Source organism: Clostridium gallinarum (assembly GCF_014836325.1).
In the GTDB taxonomy this organism is placed as follows: Bacteria; Bacillota; Clostridia; order Clostridiales; family Clostridiaceae; genus Clostridium; species Clostridium gallinarum.
In genome coordinates this window covers 14,791-34,165 of record NZ_JACSQZ010000013.1, presented here as the reverse complement: position 1 = coordinate 34,165, position 19,375 = coordinate 14,791, and the positions used below count along the sequence as shown (strand labels likewise).

At 25.3% G+C, this 19,375-nt stretch carries 15 protein-coding genes; all 15 read left to right on the top strand.

All coding sequences use genetic code 11. The features are described 5' to 3' along the window. Nucleotides 1-7 precede the first annotated feature (7 nt). A complete protein-coding gene (locus H9660_RS05510; RefSeq protein ID WP_191749380.1) occupies nucleotides 8-1,522 on the top strand; it encodes a sugar ABC transporter ATP-binding protein in 1,515 nt (504 codons plus the stop codon). A gap of 1 nt (nucleotide 1,523) precedes the next feature. Further along, complete coding sequence (locus tag H9660_RS05505) at nucleotides 1,524-2,609, top strand: ABC transporter permease (protein ID WP_191749358.1); 1,086 nt, start codon at nucleotides 1,524-1,526, stop codon at nucleotides 2,607-2,609. Beyond that, on the top strand, nucleotides 2,566-3,558 hold the full coding sequence (gene yjfF, locus H9660_RS05500) for a galactofuranose ABC transporter, permease protein YjfF (protein WP_191749356.1): 993 nt from the start codon (nucleotides 2,566-2,568) through the stop codon (nucleotides 3,556-3,558). The genes H9660_RS05505 and yjfF overlap by 44 nt, the downstream gene beginning before the upstream one ends. A 314-nt stretch (nucleotides 3,559-3,872) precedes the next feature. Beyond that, the gene (locus H9660_RS05495) at nucleotides 3,873-4,391 is read left to right on the top strand and encodes a CarD family transcriptional regulator (protein ID WP_207729419.1); all 519 of its coding nucleotides are present in this window, start codon (nucleotides 3,873-3,875) and stop codon (nucleotides 4,389-4,391) included. A gap of 153 nt (nucleotides 4,392-4,544) precedes the next feature. Beyond that, the gene (locus H9660_RS05490) at nucleotides 4,545-4,871 is read left to right on the top strand and encodes a DUF1904 family protein (RefSeq protein WP_191749354.1); all 327 of its coding nucleotides are present in this window, start codon (nucleotides 4,545-4,547) and stop codon (nucleotides 4,869-4,871) included. Nucleotides 4,872-4,950: 79 nt separating this feature from the next. Then, nucleotides 4,951-6,078, top strand: a complete 1,128-nt coding sequence (locus tag H9660_RS05485) for a DEAD/DEAH box helicase (RefSeq protein WP_207729418.1) — start codon at nucleotides 4,951-4,953, stop codon at nucleotides 6,076-6,078. A gap of 117 nt (nucleotides 6,079-6,195) precedes the next feature. Then, the gene (locus tag H9660_RS05480) at nucleotides 6,196-6,927 is read left to right on the top strand and encodes a phospholipase D-like domain-containing protein (protein WP_191749352.1); all 732 of its coding nucleotides are present in this window, start codon (nucleotides 6,196-6,198) and stop codon (nucleotides 6,925-6,927) included. Between the two features lie 378 nt (nucleotides 6,928-7,305). Then, a complete protein-coding gene (locus H9660_RS05475) occupies nucleotides 7,306-8,112 on the top strand; it encodes a hypothetical protein (RefSeq protein ID WP_191749350.1) in 807 nt (268 codons plus the stop codon). Then, complete coding sequence (locus H9660_RS05470; protein WP_191749348.1) at nucleotides 8,105-8,488, top strand: HIRAN domain-containing protein; 384 nt, start codon at nucleotides 8,105-8,107, stop codon at nucleotides 8,486-8,488. Before H9660_RS05475 ends, H9660_RS05470 begins: the two co-directional genes overlap by 8 nt. Next, nucleotides 8,481-8,687 carry a DUF1232 domain-containing protein gene (locus H9660_RS05465; protein WP_191749377.1) on the top strand — a complete coding sequence of 69 codons (207 nt, stop codon included), beginning with the start codon at nucleotides 8,481-8,483 and terminating at the stop codon, nucleotides 8,685-8,687. The genes H9660_RS05470 and H9660_RS05465 overlap by 8 nt, the downstream gene beginning before the upstream one ends. Nucleotides 8,688-8,758: 71 nt before the next feature. After that, on the top strand, nucleotides 8,759-10,459 hold the full coding sequence (locus H9660_RS05460; protein ID WP_191749346.1) for an McrB family protein: 1,701 nt from the start codon (nucleotides 8,759-8,761) through the stop codon (nucleotides 10,457-10,459). Next, nucleotides 10,434-12,797 carry a restriction endonuclease-like protein gene (locus tag H9660_RS05455; protein ID WP_191749344.1) on the top strand — a complete coding sequence of 788 codons (2,364 nt, stop codon included), beginning with the start codon at nucleotides 10,434-10,436 and terminating at the stop codon, nucleotides 12,795-12,797. Before H9660_RS05460 ends, H9660_RS05455 begins: the two co-directional genes overlap by 26 nt. A 344-nt stretch (nucleotides 12,798-13,141) precedes the next feature. Then, entirely contained in the window at nucleotides 13,142-14,881 is a 1,740-nt protein-coding gene (locus H9660_RS05450; RefSeq protein WP_191749341.1) for a phosphoadenosine phosphosulfate reductase domain-containing protein, read from the top strand. Next, the gene (locus H9660_RS05445) at nucleotides 14,881-15,771 is read left to right on the top strand and encodes a DUF4007 family protein (protein ID WP_191749340.1); all 891 of its coding nucleotides are present in this window, start codon (nucleotides 14,881-14,883) and stop codon (nucleotides 15,769-15,771) included. The genes H9660_RS05450 and H9660_RS05445 overlap by 1 nt, the downstream gene beginning before the upstream one ends. Nucleotides 15,772-15,785: 14 nt before the next feature. Beyond that, nucleotides 15,786-19,352, top strand: a complete 3,567-nt coding sequence (locus tag H9660_RS05440) for a hypothetical protein (protein WP_191749338.1) — start codon at nucleotides 15,786-15,788, stop codon at nucleotides 19,350-19,352. Nucleotides 19,353-19,375 lie beyond the last annotated feature (23 nt).

Below are 19,375 nucleotides of genomic sequence, written 5' to 3'. Positions count from 1 at the left end.
TGTAGCAATGAAAGAAAAAGATGTATTACTTAAAATGAAAAATATAAGTATAGAATTTCCAGGTGTAAAAGCATTAGATAAAGTAAATTTTACGTTAAGATTAGGAGAGATACATGCTTTAATGGGAGAAAATGGAGCAGGAAAATCAACATTAATTAAAGTATTAACAGGAGTTGAAAAGTTAGATAGCGGGGATATTGTTTTATTAGGAAATAATATAAATCCTAAATCAACTCATGAAGCTCAAGAACTTGGAATTAGCACAGTATATCAAGAAGTAAACTTATGTAGTAACATATCGGTTGCAGAAAATATATTTATTGGAAGAGAACCTATGAAGTTTGGTATGATTAATTGGAAGGAAATAAATAAGAAAGCTACAATAGCTATGAAAAGATTAAACATAGATATTGATGTAACAAAGAGTTTAGATAGTTATTCTCTTGCAATTCAACAAATGGTTGCAATAGCAAGAGCTGTTGATATTAAGGCTAAAATATTAATATTGGATGAACCTACAGCTAGTTTAGACGAAAAAGAAGTAGAAAAGCTTTTTGAAATAATGAGAAATTTAAAGTCTCAAGGCATAGGAATAATATTTGTAACTCACTTTTTAGATCAAGTGTATGAAGTTACAGATAAAATTACAGTTTTAAGAAATGGAAAATTAGTTGGAGAATATAAAACTCATGAACTATCAAAGGTTCAATTAGTTGCAAAAATGATTGGAAAAGATTATGGTGAGATAAATTCGAATATCAAACCCATTGAAAATATAAATAGTGATAAAGAAAGAGAGGTTTTGTTAGAAGCAATAAATTTAGGTAAGAAAAATGTAATGAATCCTTTTGATACAGTTATTTATAAAGGTGAAGTTCTTGGATTAGCAGGACTATTAGGATCTGGAAGAACAGAACTTGTTAATTTATTGTTTGGTATAGAAAAAGCTGATACAGGTAACATAGTTATAAATAATAAAAAGAGCAAAATAGAAAATCCACTGCAAGCCATGAAAAATGAAATTGCATACTGTCCTGAGGATAGAAAAAAAGCTGGAATAATACCTAATTTATCTATAAGAGAAAATATTATATTAGCACTTCAAGTAAAAAGAGGATGGTTTAAATATATTCCAATTAAGGAACAAGAAAAAATTGCAGAAGATTATATTAAGCTTTTAGAGATTAAAACTCCATCATCAGAAAAACTTATAAAGGAATTAAGCGGAGGAAATCAGCAAAAAGTTATTTTAGCAAGATGGTTATTAACAAAACCAAAGCTTTTAATTTTAGATGAGCCTACAAGAGGAATAGATATTGGAACAAAGGCAGAAATCCAAAAATTAGTTTTAGATTTAGCAAAACAAGGAATATCAGTAATATTTATTTCATCAGAACTAGATGAAATGCTTAGAACTTGTAGTAGATTAATAGTTTTAAGAGATAGAGTTAAAATTAAAGAGCTTATAGGTGAAGATTTAGACAGTAACACCATTATGAATACTATAGCAGGAGGTAATTAATATGAATGCACTTAAAAATATAAAAAAACACCAAGTATTTTGGCCTCTTGTGGCACTATTCTTAGTTTTATTATTTAATTTCTTTTTTACACCAGGATTTTTCAAAATAGAAATGAAGGATGGTCATCTTTTTGGAAGTTTAATTGATATTATTAATAGAGGAGCTCCTTTGATGATTCTATCAATAGGACTAACTCTTGTAATAGCAACAGCTGGAACAGATATTTCAGTTGGATCTGTAATTGCAATTACAGCAGCTTTAGTTGCAAGTTTGATTGGTGGACAAATGACCTTTGTAGATGGAGTTCAAGAATATGTTAGTTTAATTCCAATGCCACTAGCAATTTTAATAGGACTTTTATTGGCTTCTCTACTTGGATTTTGGAATGGGATATTAATAGGAAAAATAGGAATACAACCAATTATTGCAACTATGATATTAATGGTTGCTGGAAGGGGTATAGCTCAGCTTATAACAAAGGCACAAATTATCACAATTTATTATAAGCCTTATTTTTTCTTTGGTGGGGGGTATTTATTTGGATTACCATTTTCAATTTATATAGTGGCAGCATGCCTTTTAATTATTACTCTTCTTGTTAAGAAAACCGCATTTGGTCTTTTTGTGGAAGCATCAGGATCTAACTCTACAGCAAGTAAATATGTTGGAATTAAAGTCGATTGGATTAAGGTTTTGGTTTATACAATATCTGGTTTATGTGCAGGGATTGCAGCAATATTATTAAGCTCCAATATTAAATGTGCAGATGCAAATAACTTAGGACTTTATATAGAACTTGATGCAATTTTAGCTGTTGCTATTGGAGGAAACTCTATGTCAGGAGGTAAATTCTCTATTCCTTGTAGTATAGTTGGAGCATTAATTATTCAAAGTTTAACAACTACTATATATTCTTTTGGAGTTCCACCAGAAGTAACATTAGTTGTAAAAGCACTAGTTGTAATAACTATTTGTTTATTACAATCTGAAGAATTTAGAGCTATATTTAGGAATTTGTTTGATAAGAAGAGGGGGGCTAACAATGCAAAGCTTACTAGTGTTGAAAAACAAAATATTACAAACTAAATACTTACCTATTTTTGTAACAATAATTCTTTTCTTAGGATTATGTGCATTTGGAACTTTTAAATATACTGGTTTCTTTAGATTACAAACCTTCTTAAATTTATTAATTGACAATGCATTTTTACTTATAACAGCAATTGGAGTTACATTTGTACTTATTACAGGAGGAATAGATATATCTGTTGGAGCTGTAATTGCACTTATATGTATGTTGTCAGCAGATCTTCTTGAAAATAAAGGTTGGAATCCATGGATTGTTATATTATTTATGCTTATTATAGGATGTATTTTTGGAACTCTTATGGGAGTATTAGTAACAAAATTTAAAATACAACCATTTATTGCAACATTAGCAGGGATGTTTTTAGCTAGAGGGTTATGTTATCTTGTAAGCATAGATACAATAACTATAAGTAATGAAACTTATGCTAAAATAAGTCAAGCTAGAATTAAAATTGGTAATGGTTTTGTTTCTTGGAGTGTAATTATTGCTTTAGTGGTTTTGATACTTGCAATATATATTCTCCAATATACAAAGTTTGGAAGGACTATATATGCCATAGGAGGAAATGAACAATCAGCAAGATTAATGGGACTACCTGTTGATAGAACTAAAATTCTTGTATATACATTAAGTGGATTTTGTTCAGCTCTTGCTGGAGTTGTATTTAGTTTTTATATGTTATCAGGTTATGGTCAACATACAGTTGGATTAGAAATGGATGCAATTGCTTCAGCTGTAATAGGTGGAATAATGCTAACAGGTGGAGTTGGATATGTATTTGGAACACTGCTTGGAGTATTAACACAAGGAGTAATACAAACAATAATAACCTTTGAAGGTACACTAAGCTCTTGGTGGACAAAGATAGTTATAGCTGCCCTGTTATGTTTGTTTATAATATTACAACGTATATTTATTATTATTAAGGATAGAAAAACTGCCTAATAAAAAATATAGAAGTAGCGTAAATAAATTAAAGAATAGAATAAAATGAATTAATTTATTGTAAGTGGTTATAATATAATTAAGAAGAGGTTTATATAATTTAATTGTGTATGTTTTAGCTAGGGGATAAGCATTAATTAGTGAAAGTTTTGCTTACATCCCCTAATTTTTTTATTCTAGAATAATATGAAGAAAATTTTTATATAAAATAATAGATATTTTTACATATACATAGGTAAACGATTTCTAAGACTAATTAATATACTTATCCAATTATTTTATAAATAACAATGTTTAAATAAGGAGGAATTAATATGATTATTAATGAAGAAAATAAAGTGTTTAAAAAGGGTGATTTAGTTCTTTATTCATCTCATGGTATTTGTAAAATAGATGATATCTGTGAGAAGAAGTTTTCAAATATAAAAAAAGATTACTATATTTTACATCCTATGAATGATAAAAAATTAAGTATAAGTATACCAGTAGATAATGATAAAGTATCAATTTTAGAGTTATTAACTCAAGAAGAGGCAGAAGTAATATTAGAATCTTTTAAAGATGAGGGAATAGACTGGATAGATATAGATAGAGAAAGATCTGAAACTTATAATGATATTATAAAAAGAGGAAATCGTACTGAAATAGCTAAGATAATAAACACATTAATGAAGGAAAAAGCGTCTTTAGAGAGTAATGGTAAAAAGTTTCATGAAAAAGATAAAAAAATGCTATTAGGAATTCAAAGTATACTTTTTTCTGAATTAGCATTTTTATTAAATACTACTTCAGAAGAAATAGAGGAAAAAGTAAGTGGATACATAAATTATTAAAGATAAAATCTTCCTAGAATTTTAGGAAGATTTTTTCATTTTAAAATATGTTTTTTTATATAAATATATACAAATAATAATTATCATAATTTTATAAAAATTCTTATTATGATATAATAATGTTGAAATTAAATATAAGGGGAGAGTTTTAAAATGCCAATGTTAAGATTTAAAGCTATAGAAACTAAGGATGTTTGTACAATAAGCAAAGAATTAATAGATGAATTACAAGAACTAATTCAATGTCCAAGAGATTATTTTAGTCTAGCAGTTGATAAAGCTGAATATGTAAGAGATGGTGAAATTGTTAAAGGTGAGCCTATAGTTGAAGTTTCATGGTTTGATAGAGGTCAAGAAATACAAGATAAAGCAGCTAAAATAATCACTAAATATGTTAATTCAGTAGGATATACTAACCTAGATGTTATATTCTTCGTTTTAAATGAAAGTAGATATTATGAAAATGGAGAACATTTTTAAAAGATAAATATTTTGACAAAGTTTGTTACTACTGATAAAGTTGAATAAGATTAGTTAAGCGAAAGAGGTAGATATACAAATGAAATTTGAAGATCTTAAAATAAAGGAAGAAATTATTAAGGGCTTAAGTTCTATGGGGATAACAGAGCCTACTGATATACAAAAGGAAATTATTCCTTTAGCTATAAATGGAGAAAATTTAATTGGACAATCTGAAACAGGTACTGGTAAAACTTTAGCTTACCTTTTACCAGCAATAGAAAAGATTGATACAACTAAAAAAGAAATGCAATGTATAATATTAGCACCAACTCATGAGTTAGCCATTCAAATAAATAATACAATTAATGAAGTAAAGAAAGCAGCATCTTTAGATATTACTTCTACATCATTAATAGGAAGTGCAAATATTAAAAGACAAATAGATGCATTAAAAACAAAACCTCATATTATAGTTGGATCAGCTGGAAGAATATTAGAACTTATAGGTAAAAAGAAAGTATCAGCTCATACTATAAAAACTATTATAATTGATGAAGTAGATAAGCTTTTAGATAAAAATAACCTTCCTGTTATAAAAAACATAATAAAATCAACTCAAAAACAAACGCAAGTTATGATGTTTTCAGCTACTTTAAATAATAAAACTTTAGATATAGCTAAGACTTTAAAAGACGATATAAAGGTTGTATCTGTTAAAAATAACAAGGTTAATGAAAATATAATACATAACTACATAAAAACTGATTCAAGAAAGAAAATTGATACATTAAGAAAGCTTATACATGCATCAAAGGCAGAGAAAGTATTAGTATTTAATAATGATGTTTATACTACAAATACAGCTATTGAAAACTTAACAGCTAGTAAGATAAAGGTAGCAGCCATTGGTGGTAATAATAAAATGGAAGAAAGAAAAAAAGCTTTAGAAGACTTTAGAAAAGGTAATATTAATGTTCTAATTGCTTCAGATGTAGCAGCTAGAGGATTAGATATAAAAGGAATAACTCATGTTATTAATTTAGATATACCAGAAGATCCTAATGATTACTTACATAGATCAGGAAGAGTTGGAAGAGCAGGAGAAACTGGAGATGTATTTTCTTTAGTTGATGAAAGAGAAGAAAAGATAATAAAGTCTCACGAAAAGAACTTTAAAATCAACATTTTAGAAAAACATCTTTATAAAGGGAATATAGAAGAATAATAGTGGAAAAGTTTGAGTCAATATAGTTATAGTGATTCAAACTTTTTTGCATTTATAGGAACTAATTTGAAATGTTTTAATATAATAAAGTGTTAAATACTATATTAAGGAAGACAGATGAGTTTATTTTCAAGGTTAAGATTATTATTTTCAAATTATACAAAGCATGAAAGAATTGTAGCAGAACTAGAGAATGAAATAAGAAAGCTAAATGAAGAAAATTTAAAACTAAAAAATGAGATAGAAAATATTAATATTAAAAATAAGAATGATAAAGATAGTATTATTTTTAAGCTGAAAAGAGAAAAAGATAAATTAAAGGAAGAAATTGAAAAATTAAAATCCGAGTTAGATTTATTAAATAAAGGATTTAATTTTAAATTATTTCACGAAGAAATAGAAGAGAAAATAATAAAACAACTATCTTTAGCTCAAAAAGAAGTAGATATATGTGTAGCGTGGGTAACTTCATCAGATTTAATAAGCAAACTTGAAGAGTTAAAAACAAATAGAATAAAGATAAATGTTATAGTTACTAAGGATAAATCAAAAGAGAATAAGCCATATTATATAAAAAGTATGGAAAAGTTAGGGGAATTAGCCGATTATTTTAATGTGGTTGAAGTAAAGAGAAATAATTCCAACTATTCAAATCTCATGCATAATAAATATTGCATTATAGATAATTATAAAGTTATTGATGGCTCATACAATTGGAGTGATAATGCCAAGTATAACGAAGAACATATAATTCTAGTAGAAAGCGAATTTGTAGCTGGAATGTATAAAGATAATTTCAATAAATTAAAGGAAAAATATGAAAATAATAAAAATACTTTAGTAAGTTAGAAAATAGTAATTTCTTTAAAGAAGAGACAGTAGTTAATTTTGTGTAAAAACAAAACTAATTACTGTCTTATTTGTTTATAGTATAAATTCTTTTAACACTATAATACCATCTTTAGATATTTAATATAGACATTTATAATTGATTTTGCAAGTTCATATTCGTCATCTATAGCTAATAAAATAAGTGCTCATTTATGGAATTTCACTATTTTATACTGGGAAAATTATAAAAAATAACTTCCAAAAGATATTGTGTCGATAATTTAAAAGAAATGTCGAAAATATTTTAATGATATGTATTGATGCTATAATAAAATTATCTACAGCATGTACATATATAATTTCCTAAATAATAAAAAACAAGAGGGATTAGTAAGAATGAAGGAATTAGTTGTATCTTTATCAAGAATCCAAAAGTTAAAGGAAGAATTAAGTAGGTTAAATAAGGAATACTTAAAGCTTTATGAAGAAATGGAAGATTTAAATAAGGAAAAAGAAACATTAGAAAGTTTATATATGAGTAAACTAGGTTCTTTAATATTCTTAAAGTTTGAAAATGAAATTGAGTATAGAAAACTAAAGAAGAAGCTTAACTTAATAATCCAAAATAAAAATAAAAATGAAAAAATAGATATTAATAAAATAGATACTATATTAAAAAGTGAATTAAAAAGCTTTTATGAAGAGTTAGAAGCCATTAGAGAAAAAATGAAAGTATCCAAAATATATTTAGAGTCATCAACCTTAAGTGAGGAAGAGGTTAAGAAAATAAAAGAAATATTTAGAAGCTTAGCAAAGAAACTGCATCCAGATATAAATAGAAATATAACTAAAGAAGAAATAGAGCTTTGGAATAAAGTTAAAGAGGCTTATGAAAATAATGATTTAGTAAGCTTAATTGTACTAGATGGAATAATAAACAATATAGAAATTAAAGAGGATGTAAGTATTAGTAATATAGAAGAAAATATTGAAAAAATAAAAGCTAATATAGAAAAAATCCAAAATATAAATAAAGAAGCTTTAAGAGAATTCCCATTAAATTTAAGGGAAGTAATTAATGATAAAAGCTTTATAGATAATAAAAAGGATGAATTAAATAAAGAAATAAAAGTTTATATAGATAAAATTAAAGAACTTAATAGGATTATAACTGAAAGTATAGGGGGAGAGTTAAATGAGTAGCTCTTTAACTAAATACAATGGAGGTCTAGCAAACATTATAGATAAAGGAGGACTTAGCCTTCCTTTTGAAACAAATATTTATCTACAAACAGTGCTTGTTGCAGGGATAAATTATTATATAAAAGAAGGATTTTCCTTATTAGAAGGAGAAAAATTAATATTAAAAAGAGAGTCAGATAACAAATATGACGATTATGCAATATCAATATATACAGAGAAAAATGAAAAGATTGGCTATATAGCTAAAAGAAATAACAAGGTATTTGCAAGACTTATGGATGCAGGTAAAATATTATATGCAGAAGTAAGAACTATAAATTACTATTTTGAGAAAATAGATGAAATATGGATAAGAATCTATTTAAAAGATATTTAAAAATAATAAATTAATACCAGATTTTATACCATTCTTAGGATATCTAGATGATGTAATATTACTTCAAATATTAATAGCAATAACAATAAAATTTATACCACAGGATATAATTAATAAATGCAGATTAGAAGCAGAAAATCTATGGAATAATGGAAAGCCTAAAAGGTGGTATTATTCTATTCCAATAATGCTAATATAGATAATCTTAATATTCTTAATACTAAAGAAAATATATAAATAAAATTAAAACATTAGATGAAAGAAGGTAAAATGTTGAAAAAAATAAGTTCAGATTCATGGATTGATAATATAGAAGTTAATAATAAAAATTTTTTAGGAAGAAAAACAGTCGATTATAGCATGTTAAATTACGGAACAATTATTCCAATACGATATTACAATAAATTCTTAGAAAACTTATCAAGTAAATTAGAAAGAGGAAATAGAGTAAAAATAGATATAGTATTGAATGGAGATAAATATCCGGGATCAATAGATATGCCTGATGTAAAAAAAAGAAAAACAGCACCTATTAGAATTAATTATACAGACAAGCTATTAAAAGAAATATTACAAAAAGAATTTCAATCGAGTTATGAATATATTCTTGATTATGAAAAGAAAAATGATAAAAAACCTAATACTATTCCTGATGAATATAAAGAATATATTGATTTTTATAAAGGGGATGAATTAGACACGTTTATAATGAATTTATTACCAATAAATTCACAAGAACCATTTGAAAAGGATAATAAAGACATATATTGTGATGATGAAGAGATAGAAAATGAAGACATAGAAGTAAATAATGAATTTTGGAATGTAACAAATATTAAAGAAGAAATAAAATATATACATAATTATATTTCAAGAAAAGGTTTTAATTATAGTAAAGAATTAGTAGAAAATTTATATTTAAGCATTAAAACTAAACCTTTTGTAATATTATCTGGTATTTCAGGGACAGGAAAAAGTAAAATTGTTCAATTATTTTCAGAAGCTATTGGAGCAAATTATGATAATGGAAGGTTTAAGTTAATACCAGTAAAACCAGATTGGTCAGATGCTACAGATCTTTTAGGATATAGAAATATTGAAGGTAAATTTACTCCAGGTATTATTACATTAGCAGCATATGAAGCTATGAAAAATCCTGAAAATCCATATTTCATTTGTTTAGATGAGATGAATCTTGCTAGAGTTGAATATTATTTTAGTGATATTCTTTCATTAATGGAAACTAAGAGATTAGATGGTAATGGGAATATTGTTACAGAAAAATTAATAAGTAAAGAACAGTTTGGAAGAGATACAGCGTCATTTGATAAATATGGTGATGTTTATATACCACAAAACCTATATATAATTGGAACAGTAAATATGGATGAGACTACATTTCCATTTAGTAAAAAGGTTTTAGATAGAGCAAATACTATTGAGTTTAATAAAGTTGATTTAAATTATAATTTTGAACAAGTGTTTAATGAAGAAATTGAGGGAAGGATTTATCATAATGATTTCTTAAAAGCAAATTATTTAAAGATAGCAGAATGTAAAGATGAAAAAGAAATAGCTATAAAGGTTATTGATAAATTAATTAGTATAAATAATATTTTAGAAATCTATAATCAACATTTTGGATTTAGAGTTAGAGATGAAATTGTATTTTATATGATTTATGCTATAAAAAATAATATTATGGATTTTGATAAAGCTTTAGATTATTGTATTGTTCAAAAAATATTATCTAAGATAAATGGAAGCAATAGTGATGTTTTAGAGATACTAGTTAAAATATTTAATCTTTTAAATAATAGTACTTTTAATTGTGAAAATTATTTAGATGATGTTTCAATAAGAGAAATGACTAAGAAGAGTAAAGAAAGTAATTATAAATTAAGTAGTGAAAAACTTATGTATATGATTAGGAGGTTTGTAAAAGATGGATTTACAAGCTTCTGGCAATAATGTTGAATTAATTTTTATTGAAACAGAAGAAATATATTTTTCTATTAAAGGTAATGTTTCTTCGGTAGGTGTTTCAGAAGAAGCTGATTTTAAAGTATCTTCTTTGGTAGAAATTATTAGTTGCGAATTAAATGAAAAGATGTATTTTAAGGAGTACAAAAATTATGAAATAATAATTGAAGCTAAAAATACTTCTAAAATAAAATTTTACCATGATAATCCTACTATAAGAGATAAGGTAACTCCTACAGGAAGATCAGGAAAAATATTAAGTGGAATTATTAATTTTAGAGGTGATATTGGATATTCAGATTTATATGTATTTGTAAATGGAAGAGAGCATATTAAATTAACAGTTGAAGTCTTTCCAAGTAAAATAGATTATAAGGAAGATTATAAGGCTTTAGTTAATGATGTTAATGAGGAAATTTATAATTTAGCTTATGGTTTTTTAAGTAGAACTTATTTGGGAGCTGAGATAGTTAATAATAAAAATAGTACACATAGTGAATTTTATAGTATCTTAAATTATCTTTATGAGAAATTACTTAAGTCAATAGACATAATAATAAGAAATCCACATCATGGGCTTATTAAAGAAAGTAGAGTTTGTAAGTATCACAATTTAAGAAATAGTAGTATGGAAACTGTAAAGTGGCTTGAAAAAAGACCTCATGTAATAAGAAATATAGATGGTAGATATATACCAAATGAAGCTATTCAAGTTACTAAAACATTAACTTATGATACTAATGAAAATAAATTTCTTAAGTTCATTTTATTAAGTATTATAAGAAAAATAGATAACTTTATTTTAAATTACAATAAGTCAGTTTGGAAAAGTGAAGATGAAGTTATTAGTAAATTATCATCTATGAAAAAACAAATAATTAGAAGAATAAATACCACTTTTCTAAAAGAAGTTAATGAAAGTCATATCAATTCTGTTTCATTAGTTTTTAGTATGGCTAGTGGATATAGAGAAGTGTATAAATATTATTTGATGCTACAAAAAGGATTAAATATTAATAGTAATATATTATCTATTTCAATGAAAGATTTGCCTTTGTTATATGAGTATTGGTGTTTTATTAAAATAAATTCTTTACTTAAAAGAAAGTACAAGTTGATAAGTTCTGACTTTATTAAGATAAATAATGACGGAATAGTTGTTGCTCTTCGCAAGGGAAAAGCTTCAACTTTAGTATATGAAAATCCTAAAACTAAAGAAAAGTTCAGAGTTTTATATAATACTAATACTTTATCAGGAACTATTAATCAAAAGCCAGATAATATTCTTTCTATAGATAAAGAAGGAAGTGCTAAAGCATATGAATTTATTTTTGATGCTAAATATAAGGCTGATTATAGTGAAGCATATATTAATAGGTATAATGGTATAGGACCTAAGGAAGAGGATATTAATACAATGCATAGATACAGGGATGCTATTGTTTATAAAAATAAACATGATAATAAATATAAAAATTGTGTTTTTGGAGCTTTTGTATTATTTCCATATAAAGAAGAGAAGAGATTTAAAGAACATCATTTTTATAAGAGTATAGAAGAAGTAAATATAGGGGGAATACCTTTTTTACCTTCTAGCACTAAACTTATGGAAGAGTTTTTAAATGAGATAATTAATGAGTCTACTTATTCTACTTTTGAAAGATCATTAGAACAAGTAGGTAATGAAGAGTATTTAAGAGACGAATATTTTACAAATAGAAATGTTTTAGTTGGACCTATTAAAGACGAAAAGCATCTTAAGGTAACACTTACTGGAAAGTTTTATCATGTTCCTAAGAAAAGTGTCAATTTTATTAAAAATAATATTCAGTATGTTGCATTATCTAAGCCTATAGGTAAGTTTAAAGATGAAGCAGGTATTTCTTATTATGGTAAGGTATCTAAAATAATAGAAGTTAAGAGAAGTGAAATTACAGCTTTACCTAAAAAATCAGATGAGATTTATTATTTAATTAACATTGAAGAGTGGATTAAGTTGCCTAAAAAGATTGAAGTTAATGGATATCCAATTAGAAGGTGTCTTTATACTAGTGACTATTTACTTAATAAGGCTAAGATAATTTCTGAGTTGTTTATTAAGAGCAAGGAAGAGTATAGAGTTTGGTGTGAACTTAGTAGATTTAGTGAGAAAGCTAAGATTAGATTTGAGGATGGTAGTGAAGAGGTATTACATGTTGAATGTGGTAATGGAATTGATATTGTTGCTAAGGGAGATAGTGTTAAGGTTTGTTATGGAGATAAAACTGAAATTTTTGATGTTTATAAATTCAAGAAGAATATTAGAAGAATTATTAGATTAAATTAAAAAGCGTCTTAGAAAATAAGACGCTTTTTGATTGAATCAAAGTATTTAATTTATTAATGAATACTACATATTTGTAATTAATCATATAATAAAAATAATAGATTATAAATATGTATAATTAGTTAATTAAAATAAAATTTAAAAATTTTTTTATATATAACCTAATTTTGGGAGTTGAAAATAGAAAAATATCTAAAAGTGTAATATTTTAAAAAATATTATAAAAAAACAAGTGAAATTCATATATAAAGTAAATACAAATTCCGACAAAATAATTTTTGTTAATATTATATAATAGAATTGGAAAAATATAATAATGAATAAAAGCTAATTAAGGAGTAATAATGATTAAATATTTTTGTGAAACATGTAATATTGAAGGTGATTTAAGTACATGTTCAATTTGTGGTGAAAGAACACAGATTAAGTCAAAACTATATTGGTGTAAAGAATGTAATGTACCTTTATATGAAGAAATTTGTTCATTATGTGGAAATAAAGGTAAAGAAAGTACTACTGATATAAGACCTGTATTTCCTGAAGAAAGATTACTTTTAGAAATTTTAATTGGTGAGCCATTCAAATTCTTAAAAGAATCAGTATGGAATGGATCAGGAAATAGATATATTGTTAATGGAGATTCATTAAAAGTATCTATATCTGACTTAATGAAGATGGATGATAAAGAAGTTATTGAAAAGTTAGAAGAATTAAATGAACAAAATACATATGAGTATTTTGATAAATATATTGGAAAATTCATCAAAGCTAATTCAGGAAGATTTAATTTTATAGTATCAGAAGCTACTCAATTTATAATTGAGGAAAAAAAGAATTATGGAGATGATGAGACGTTTGTGTCTTTTTCTGGCGGTAAAGATAGTACAGTTGTAAGTGATTTAGTAATTAGAGCATTGGGGAATCCAGCTATAATACATATATTTGGAGATACAACATTAGAATTTCCAATGACAGAAGACTATGCTAAGAGATTTAAAGCAAATCATAGAAAAACACCGTTCTTATCAGCTAGGAACAAAGAAAAGAATTTCTATGATATGTGTGAAGTTGTAGGACCACCTAGTAGAGTTATGAGATGGTGTTGTACGGTATTTAAAACAGGAGCTATAACTAAAAAAATTAATTCTACATTTAAAAGCAAAAATAAAATATTAACTTTCTATGGAATTAGAAGGAGTGAATCGGTAAGTAGAAGTAAATATGATAGATCTGCAGATAGTCCTAAGATTATGAAGCAGAAGGTATCATCGCCAATTATAGATTGGTATGATTTTGATATATGGTTATATCTTTTAACTGCAAATGTAGATTTTAATGATGCATATAGATTAGGTTATTCAAGAGTAGGATGTTGGTGTTGTCCTAATAATAGTTTATGGGCACAATATTTAGCGAAAATTTATATGCCTGAGCAAGCCAATGCATGGAGAAATCAACTAATTACATTTGCTAAAAAAATAGGAAAGCCTGATCCAGAGGTATATGTTGATGAAGGTAGTTGGAAAGCTAGACAAGGTGGTAATGGAGTTGATTATAGTAGTAATATATTCGTTTCATTTAAACCATGTTCAAATGAGAATGAAAGCTTTAATTATGAACTAAATAAACCTATAACCGAGGAGTTATATGAGTTCTTTAAGCCTTTTGGATGGATAAATAAAGAAATGGGTAATGAAAGATTGGGACAAGTTTATGTTACTGATAAAATAGGAAATCCTATTCTTAGATTACAAGGAAAAATTGGAAGCAAACAATTAAAAATAACAGCTTTAAAAGTGCCGTTAGGAAAAGCTAGAAGTTTAAAAGAGATTAGAATGAGAATAGATTGTCAATTAACTAAATATCAAATGTGCTTAGGTTGTTTAGGTTGTGAAAGTGCATGTAAACATGATGCTATTATTGTTAAAAAACCTGCGCATGAAAATGAACTAATATTAAATAAGGTTAATGATACTTATAGAATAATAGATGAAAAATGTGTAAGATGTGGAGAATGCATAAATCATTTTGATGGTGGATGCTACATGAGAAAGGTTCTTATCACAAAAAGAGGTGACATTTAATGAGTAATACTAAAATAAAGATAAGAGGGCATGAAAGTTTTTATATAAGAGAAGGATGGTTAAGAAAAGCAGTAGTAGCCATAGAAGAAGAAGCTTATATTCTCTCTAATATTCAAGTTGCTATAGATAAGTTAGGTGTTGGATCGGCTATGATTAAATCAATTCGATATTGGTTGCAGGCAATTGGTTTAACAGAGGAAAAGAGAGGGGATAAGGGAAAGCGATATCAAGAATTAACTAATTCTTTTGGTAGAGTTTTATATGAAAATGATCCATACTTTGAAGATTTAGGAACATTGTATTTACTGCATTATAAGTTAGTAACTAATAAAGAATTAGCGACAAGTTGGAATTTATTTTTTAATTCGGTAAAAGCAACTGAATTAACTAAGTATAATATGGAAGAGATGTTAAAGCAATTACTATTAAATATAGATCCAGAATATCTAATATCTTCAAGATCATTAAGTGATGATTGTAATTGTATTATAAAAACTTACTTTGCGGAAAAAAATGATTTTGAAAATCCAGAAGATAACATGATTTGTCCTTTTTCAGATTTAGGACTAATAAAAAAGGTAAGTATTCGTGGAAAAGAAGAGGTAATATATAAAACGAAACCGGATAAAGATAAGTTGGATAGATTAATTGTATTATTTGTAATTATGGATAATATAGGAGAAAAAACATCTACTACAATTAAAAATTTAATAGAAGATGAAAATAATATAGGAAAAGTTTTTAATTTAGATAAGAATTCTATAAATAATTATGTAGATATATTAGAAGATGAAGGATATTTAAGAGTAAATAGAACGGCAGGACTTAATACTATCTATCCTACAGATCTAGCAGTGGATATTTTAAATAAATATTATTCGGAATTTTAGGAGAGTGTAACTAGATGAAATATGCTGATTTTATTAAAGGAAATGAAGGGTTTCAATACTCAATAAATATTCAATATGATTTTATGAATCTTAATAAAATAAAGGGATATATTCCAACAAGGAAATCTATAGAGATTTTAAAAGAGTATCTATTAAATACCATTGTTGATGATAGAGATAAATCAACGGTTTTAATAGGCCCATATGGTAAAGGAAAGAGTCATCTATTATTAATATTATTAGGGTTAATGTGCGGAAGTAATGATATAAAAGAATTAAATGATTTAGTTAATAAAATAAAGTATATTGATAATACATGTGCAGAATTTGCAGAGGATGTATTAAGTAATAAAAAATATTTACCTATAATTGTTAATTTTAATTCAGGAGATTTAAATCAGGCATTCTTAATAGCGGTAAATAAAGCACTTAAAATTCAAGGAATTCAAAATATACTTCCAAATACATATTTTGACTCTGTTTTAAGTGTATTAGAAAGCTGGGAAAAGTATGATCAAACTATATCATTAGTAGAAAGTTTAATTAAAGAAAAAACTAAATTTGATTTAAATACATTTAAAAGAAAATTAAAATCTTTTGATACCTTTTCATACGAAGTATTTAAAGAAATATTTAAAGTGGTAACTTCAGGAATAGAGTTTAATCCTCTTATAAATACAGATGTTGTTAAACTTTATGAAGAGATAAATCATATATTAAAAGAACAATATGGATTTAATGGAATGATTATAGTTTTTGATGAGTTTAGTAAATTTATTGAAGCAAGTGTAGATATAAATAGTGCTATGAACTTGAAGATATTACAAGATTTTGCGGAGGTAAGTAATAGATTAAAAGATCCACAAATACATTTAGTATGTGTTACTCATAAGACTATAAATGAGTATATAAGTAAAATTCCTCAAGAAAAAATAGATGCATGGAGAGCTATTGAGGGAAGGTTTAAAGAAATATTATTTAATTCTAGTTCTCAACAAAATTATGATCTTATTTCTAATGCTATTGTTAAAGATATAAATAAAGTTAAAGAAGTTTTAATAGAAAAAGATTTATATAAAAACAAATCAGTTTATAGTGCAAAGAATTTATTTAAATATGATGAAAATGAGTATACAGAGCATATTATAGAAGGATGTTTTCCATTAAGTCCATATTCAACATATATTCTTCCTATAATAAGTGAAAAGGTTGCTCAAAATGAAAGAACTTTATTTACATATTTAAGTAAAGAAGAAAAAAATTCTCTAATAGAGTTGTTAGCAAATAAGAATGAATTTGATTTAGTTACTATAGATAAGTTATATGAGTATTTTGAACCTCTTTTCAGAAAAGAAACATTTAATGAAGCTATATATAATATTTGGTTAAAAACTGATACTGCATTAAAGATTGTTTATTCAGAGGAAGAGAAAAGAGTAATAAAAGCTTTAGGTATACTTTATATTGTTAATGATTTTAATTCATTGCCACCTACAGAAAAAGTTATTAGTAATGTTTTAAATATGGATAAGTCAGTAGTAGAGTCTACTATAAAGAATTTAAGACATTTAAATATTTTAATTTTAAGAAGAAGTACTGAAACTTTAGATTTTATACCAATAACATCTGTAGATATAAAAGGTAAAATAGATAATCTAGTTTCAACTAAATTTAAATTACCGAATCTATCAGAAACATATAATGAACTTGTTAATTTAAAGTATTTATTACCTAAAAAATATAATGATACATATAAAATGACAAGATTTTTCAAACGAACTTTTATGACTATAAATCAAATTATGGCTTATATGAATGCTGAAAAATTACTATCTGATTATGAAACTGATGGGATAATAATAGATTTAATATATGAAAATAGTATTGATAAAGAAAAAGTGAATAAATGGCTTGATGAAATTGATGATAATAGAATTATTGTTACTATTCCAAAAGAAGTTATAAAAATAAAAGAAGATATATCAGAATATGAGGCTATTTCATATTTAAAGGCAGATGAGGAGTTCTTAAAGGAGGATTCAGCAATCGAAAGTCAGTTAGATATACTATTTGAAGATGTTGTTCAAAAAATAAGTGATTATATAAATAAGGTATATGATATTTCACAAAAAAATAGCTTCATATATATTAATAATAAAAGATATAGTGGATTAAAACCATATAAATTATCTGCTAAGCTTTCTAAAATTTGTACATGTAATTTTTTAAAGTCTCCTATTATAAACAATGAATTAATAAATAAGCAAGAGATAACAGCTCCTATTAAAAAAGCGAGAAATATAATTATAGATATGATTTTAAATAAATCTTATTTAGATTTTGATTCTAGCAAAAATGCTCCTGAATGTACTTTGTTTAGGGCAACTTTATTAAACAAAGGATTGCTTGAAGAGGAAAAATATTACAACGAAGATATAAAATTAATATTATCAGAAATTAAAGATTTTATTTTCAAATGCAAGAATAAAGAAATCTCATTTGGAGAATTATACAGATCTTTAACTAGTAATGAAAAGAAAATAGGAATGAGAAAAGGTGTTTTACCTATTTATTTAGCATTTATATTAAAGGATTATAAAGAAGAAGCAATAATATATTTAAAAAATGGTAGAAGTAAGAAGGAGGTAGTTTTAGATTCAACAATAATTGAGAATATCAATACAACTCCAAATGATTACTTAATAAAAGTAGAAAAAGTAACTGAAGAAAAAGATTTATATATTAGTTCTTTGCTAAATATGTTTAGTAAATATTTGAATAAAAAATCAAATAATAATTATGTTGATATTGTAAATGGAATGAGGAGATGGATGCAATCTCTGAGTTTATATTCACAAAATCACCAAAGGAATATTAATAGTGATGAATATTTAAGAAGTGAAATTATAAATTTAAGAAAAGAATTAGTTAAGTATGAAATTAATTATAGAGGATTTATATTTAATGATTTGCTTAAATATTTAAATGTAGATTCTTATCATGAATGTATTAATGAACTTAAAGATATAAAAGAATATTTAGATACTCATGATGAAAAAGTAAGACAATATTTAATAAATGAAACAAATAAAATAATAGATAGTAATTATAAAGGATCATTGTCAGGAAATCTGAATACGTGGTATAGTTCTTTATCAGATGAGCAAAAAGGACATCTATATAATACGGAAACTAATGATTTATTAAGATTTATTCAAAAGTCCAATAACAATGAAATAGATATAATAAATAATTTAGTATATATTTTCTCAAATTTAGCAGTAGAAGATTGGAATGATAATTCTATTAACGTGTATTTAAATGGAATAAGAAGTAGTAAAGAACAGGTAGAAAATTATGAATTATCAATTGATAGCGATAATAACAACGGTTTAGTAAAAATCGTTTTTGAAAGTGATGATTCTGAAACAATAGAAAAAACATTTAATAAAGTTGAAGTATCACCACTAGGAAGTACATTGTGTAATGCGATAGAAGAAATTATTGAAGAGTATGGTGATTCAGTTAATGATAATGAAAAGAGAAATATTTTAATGGATATTTTATCAAATTATATTTAGTAAAGAAGAGGGGGAAACCCCTC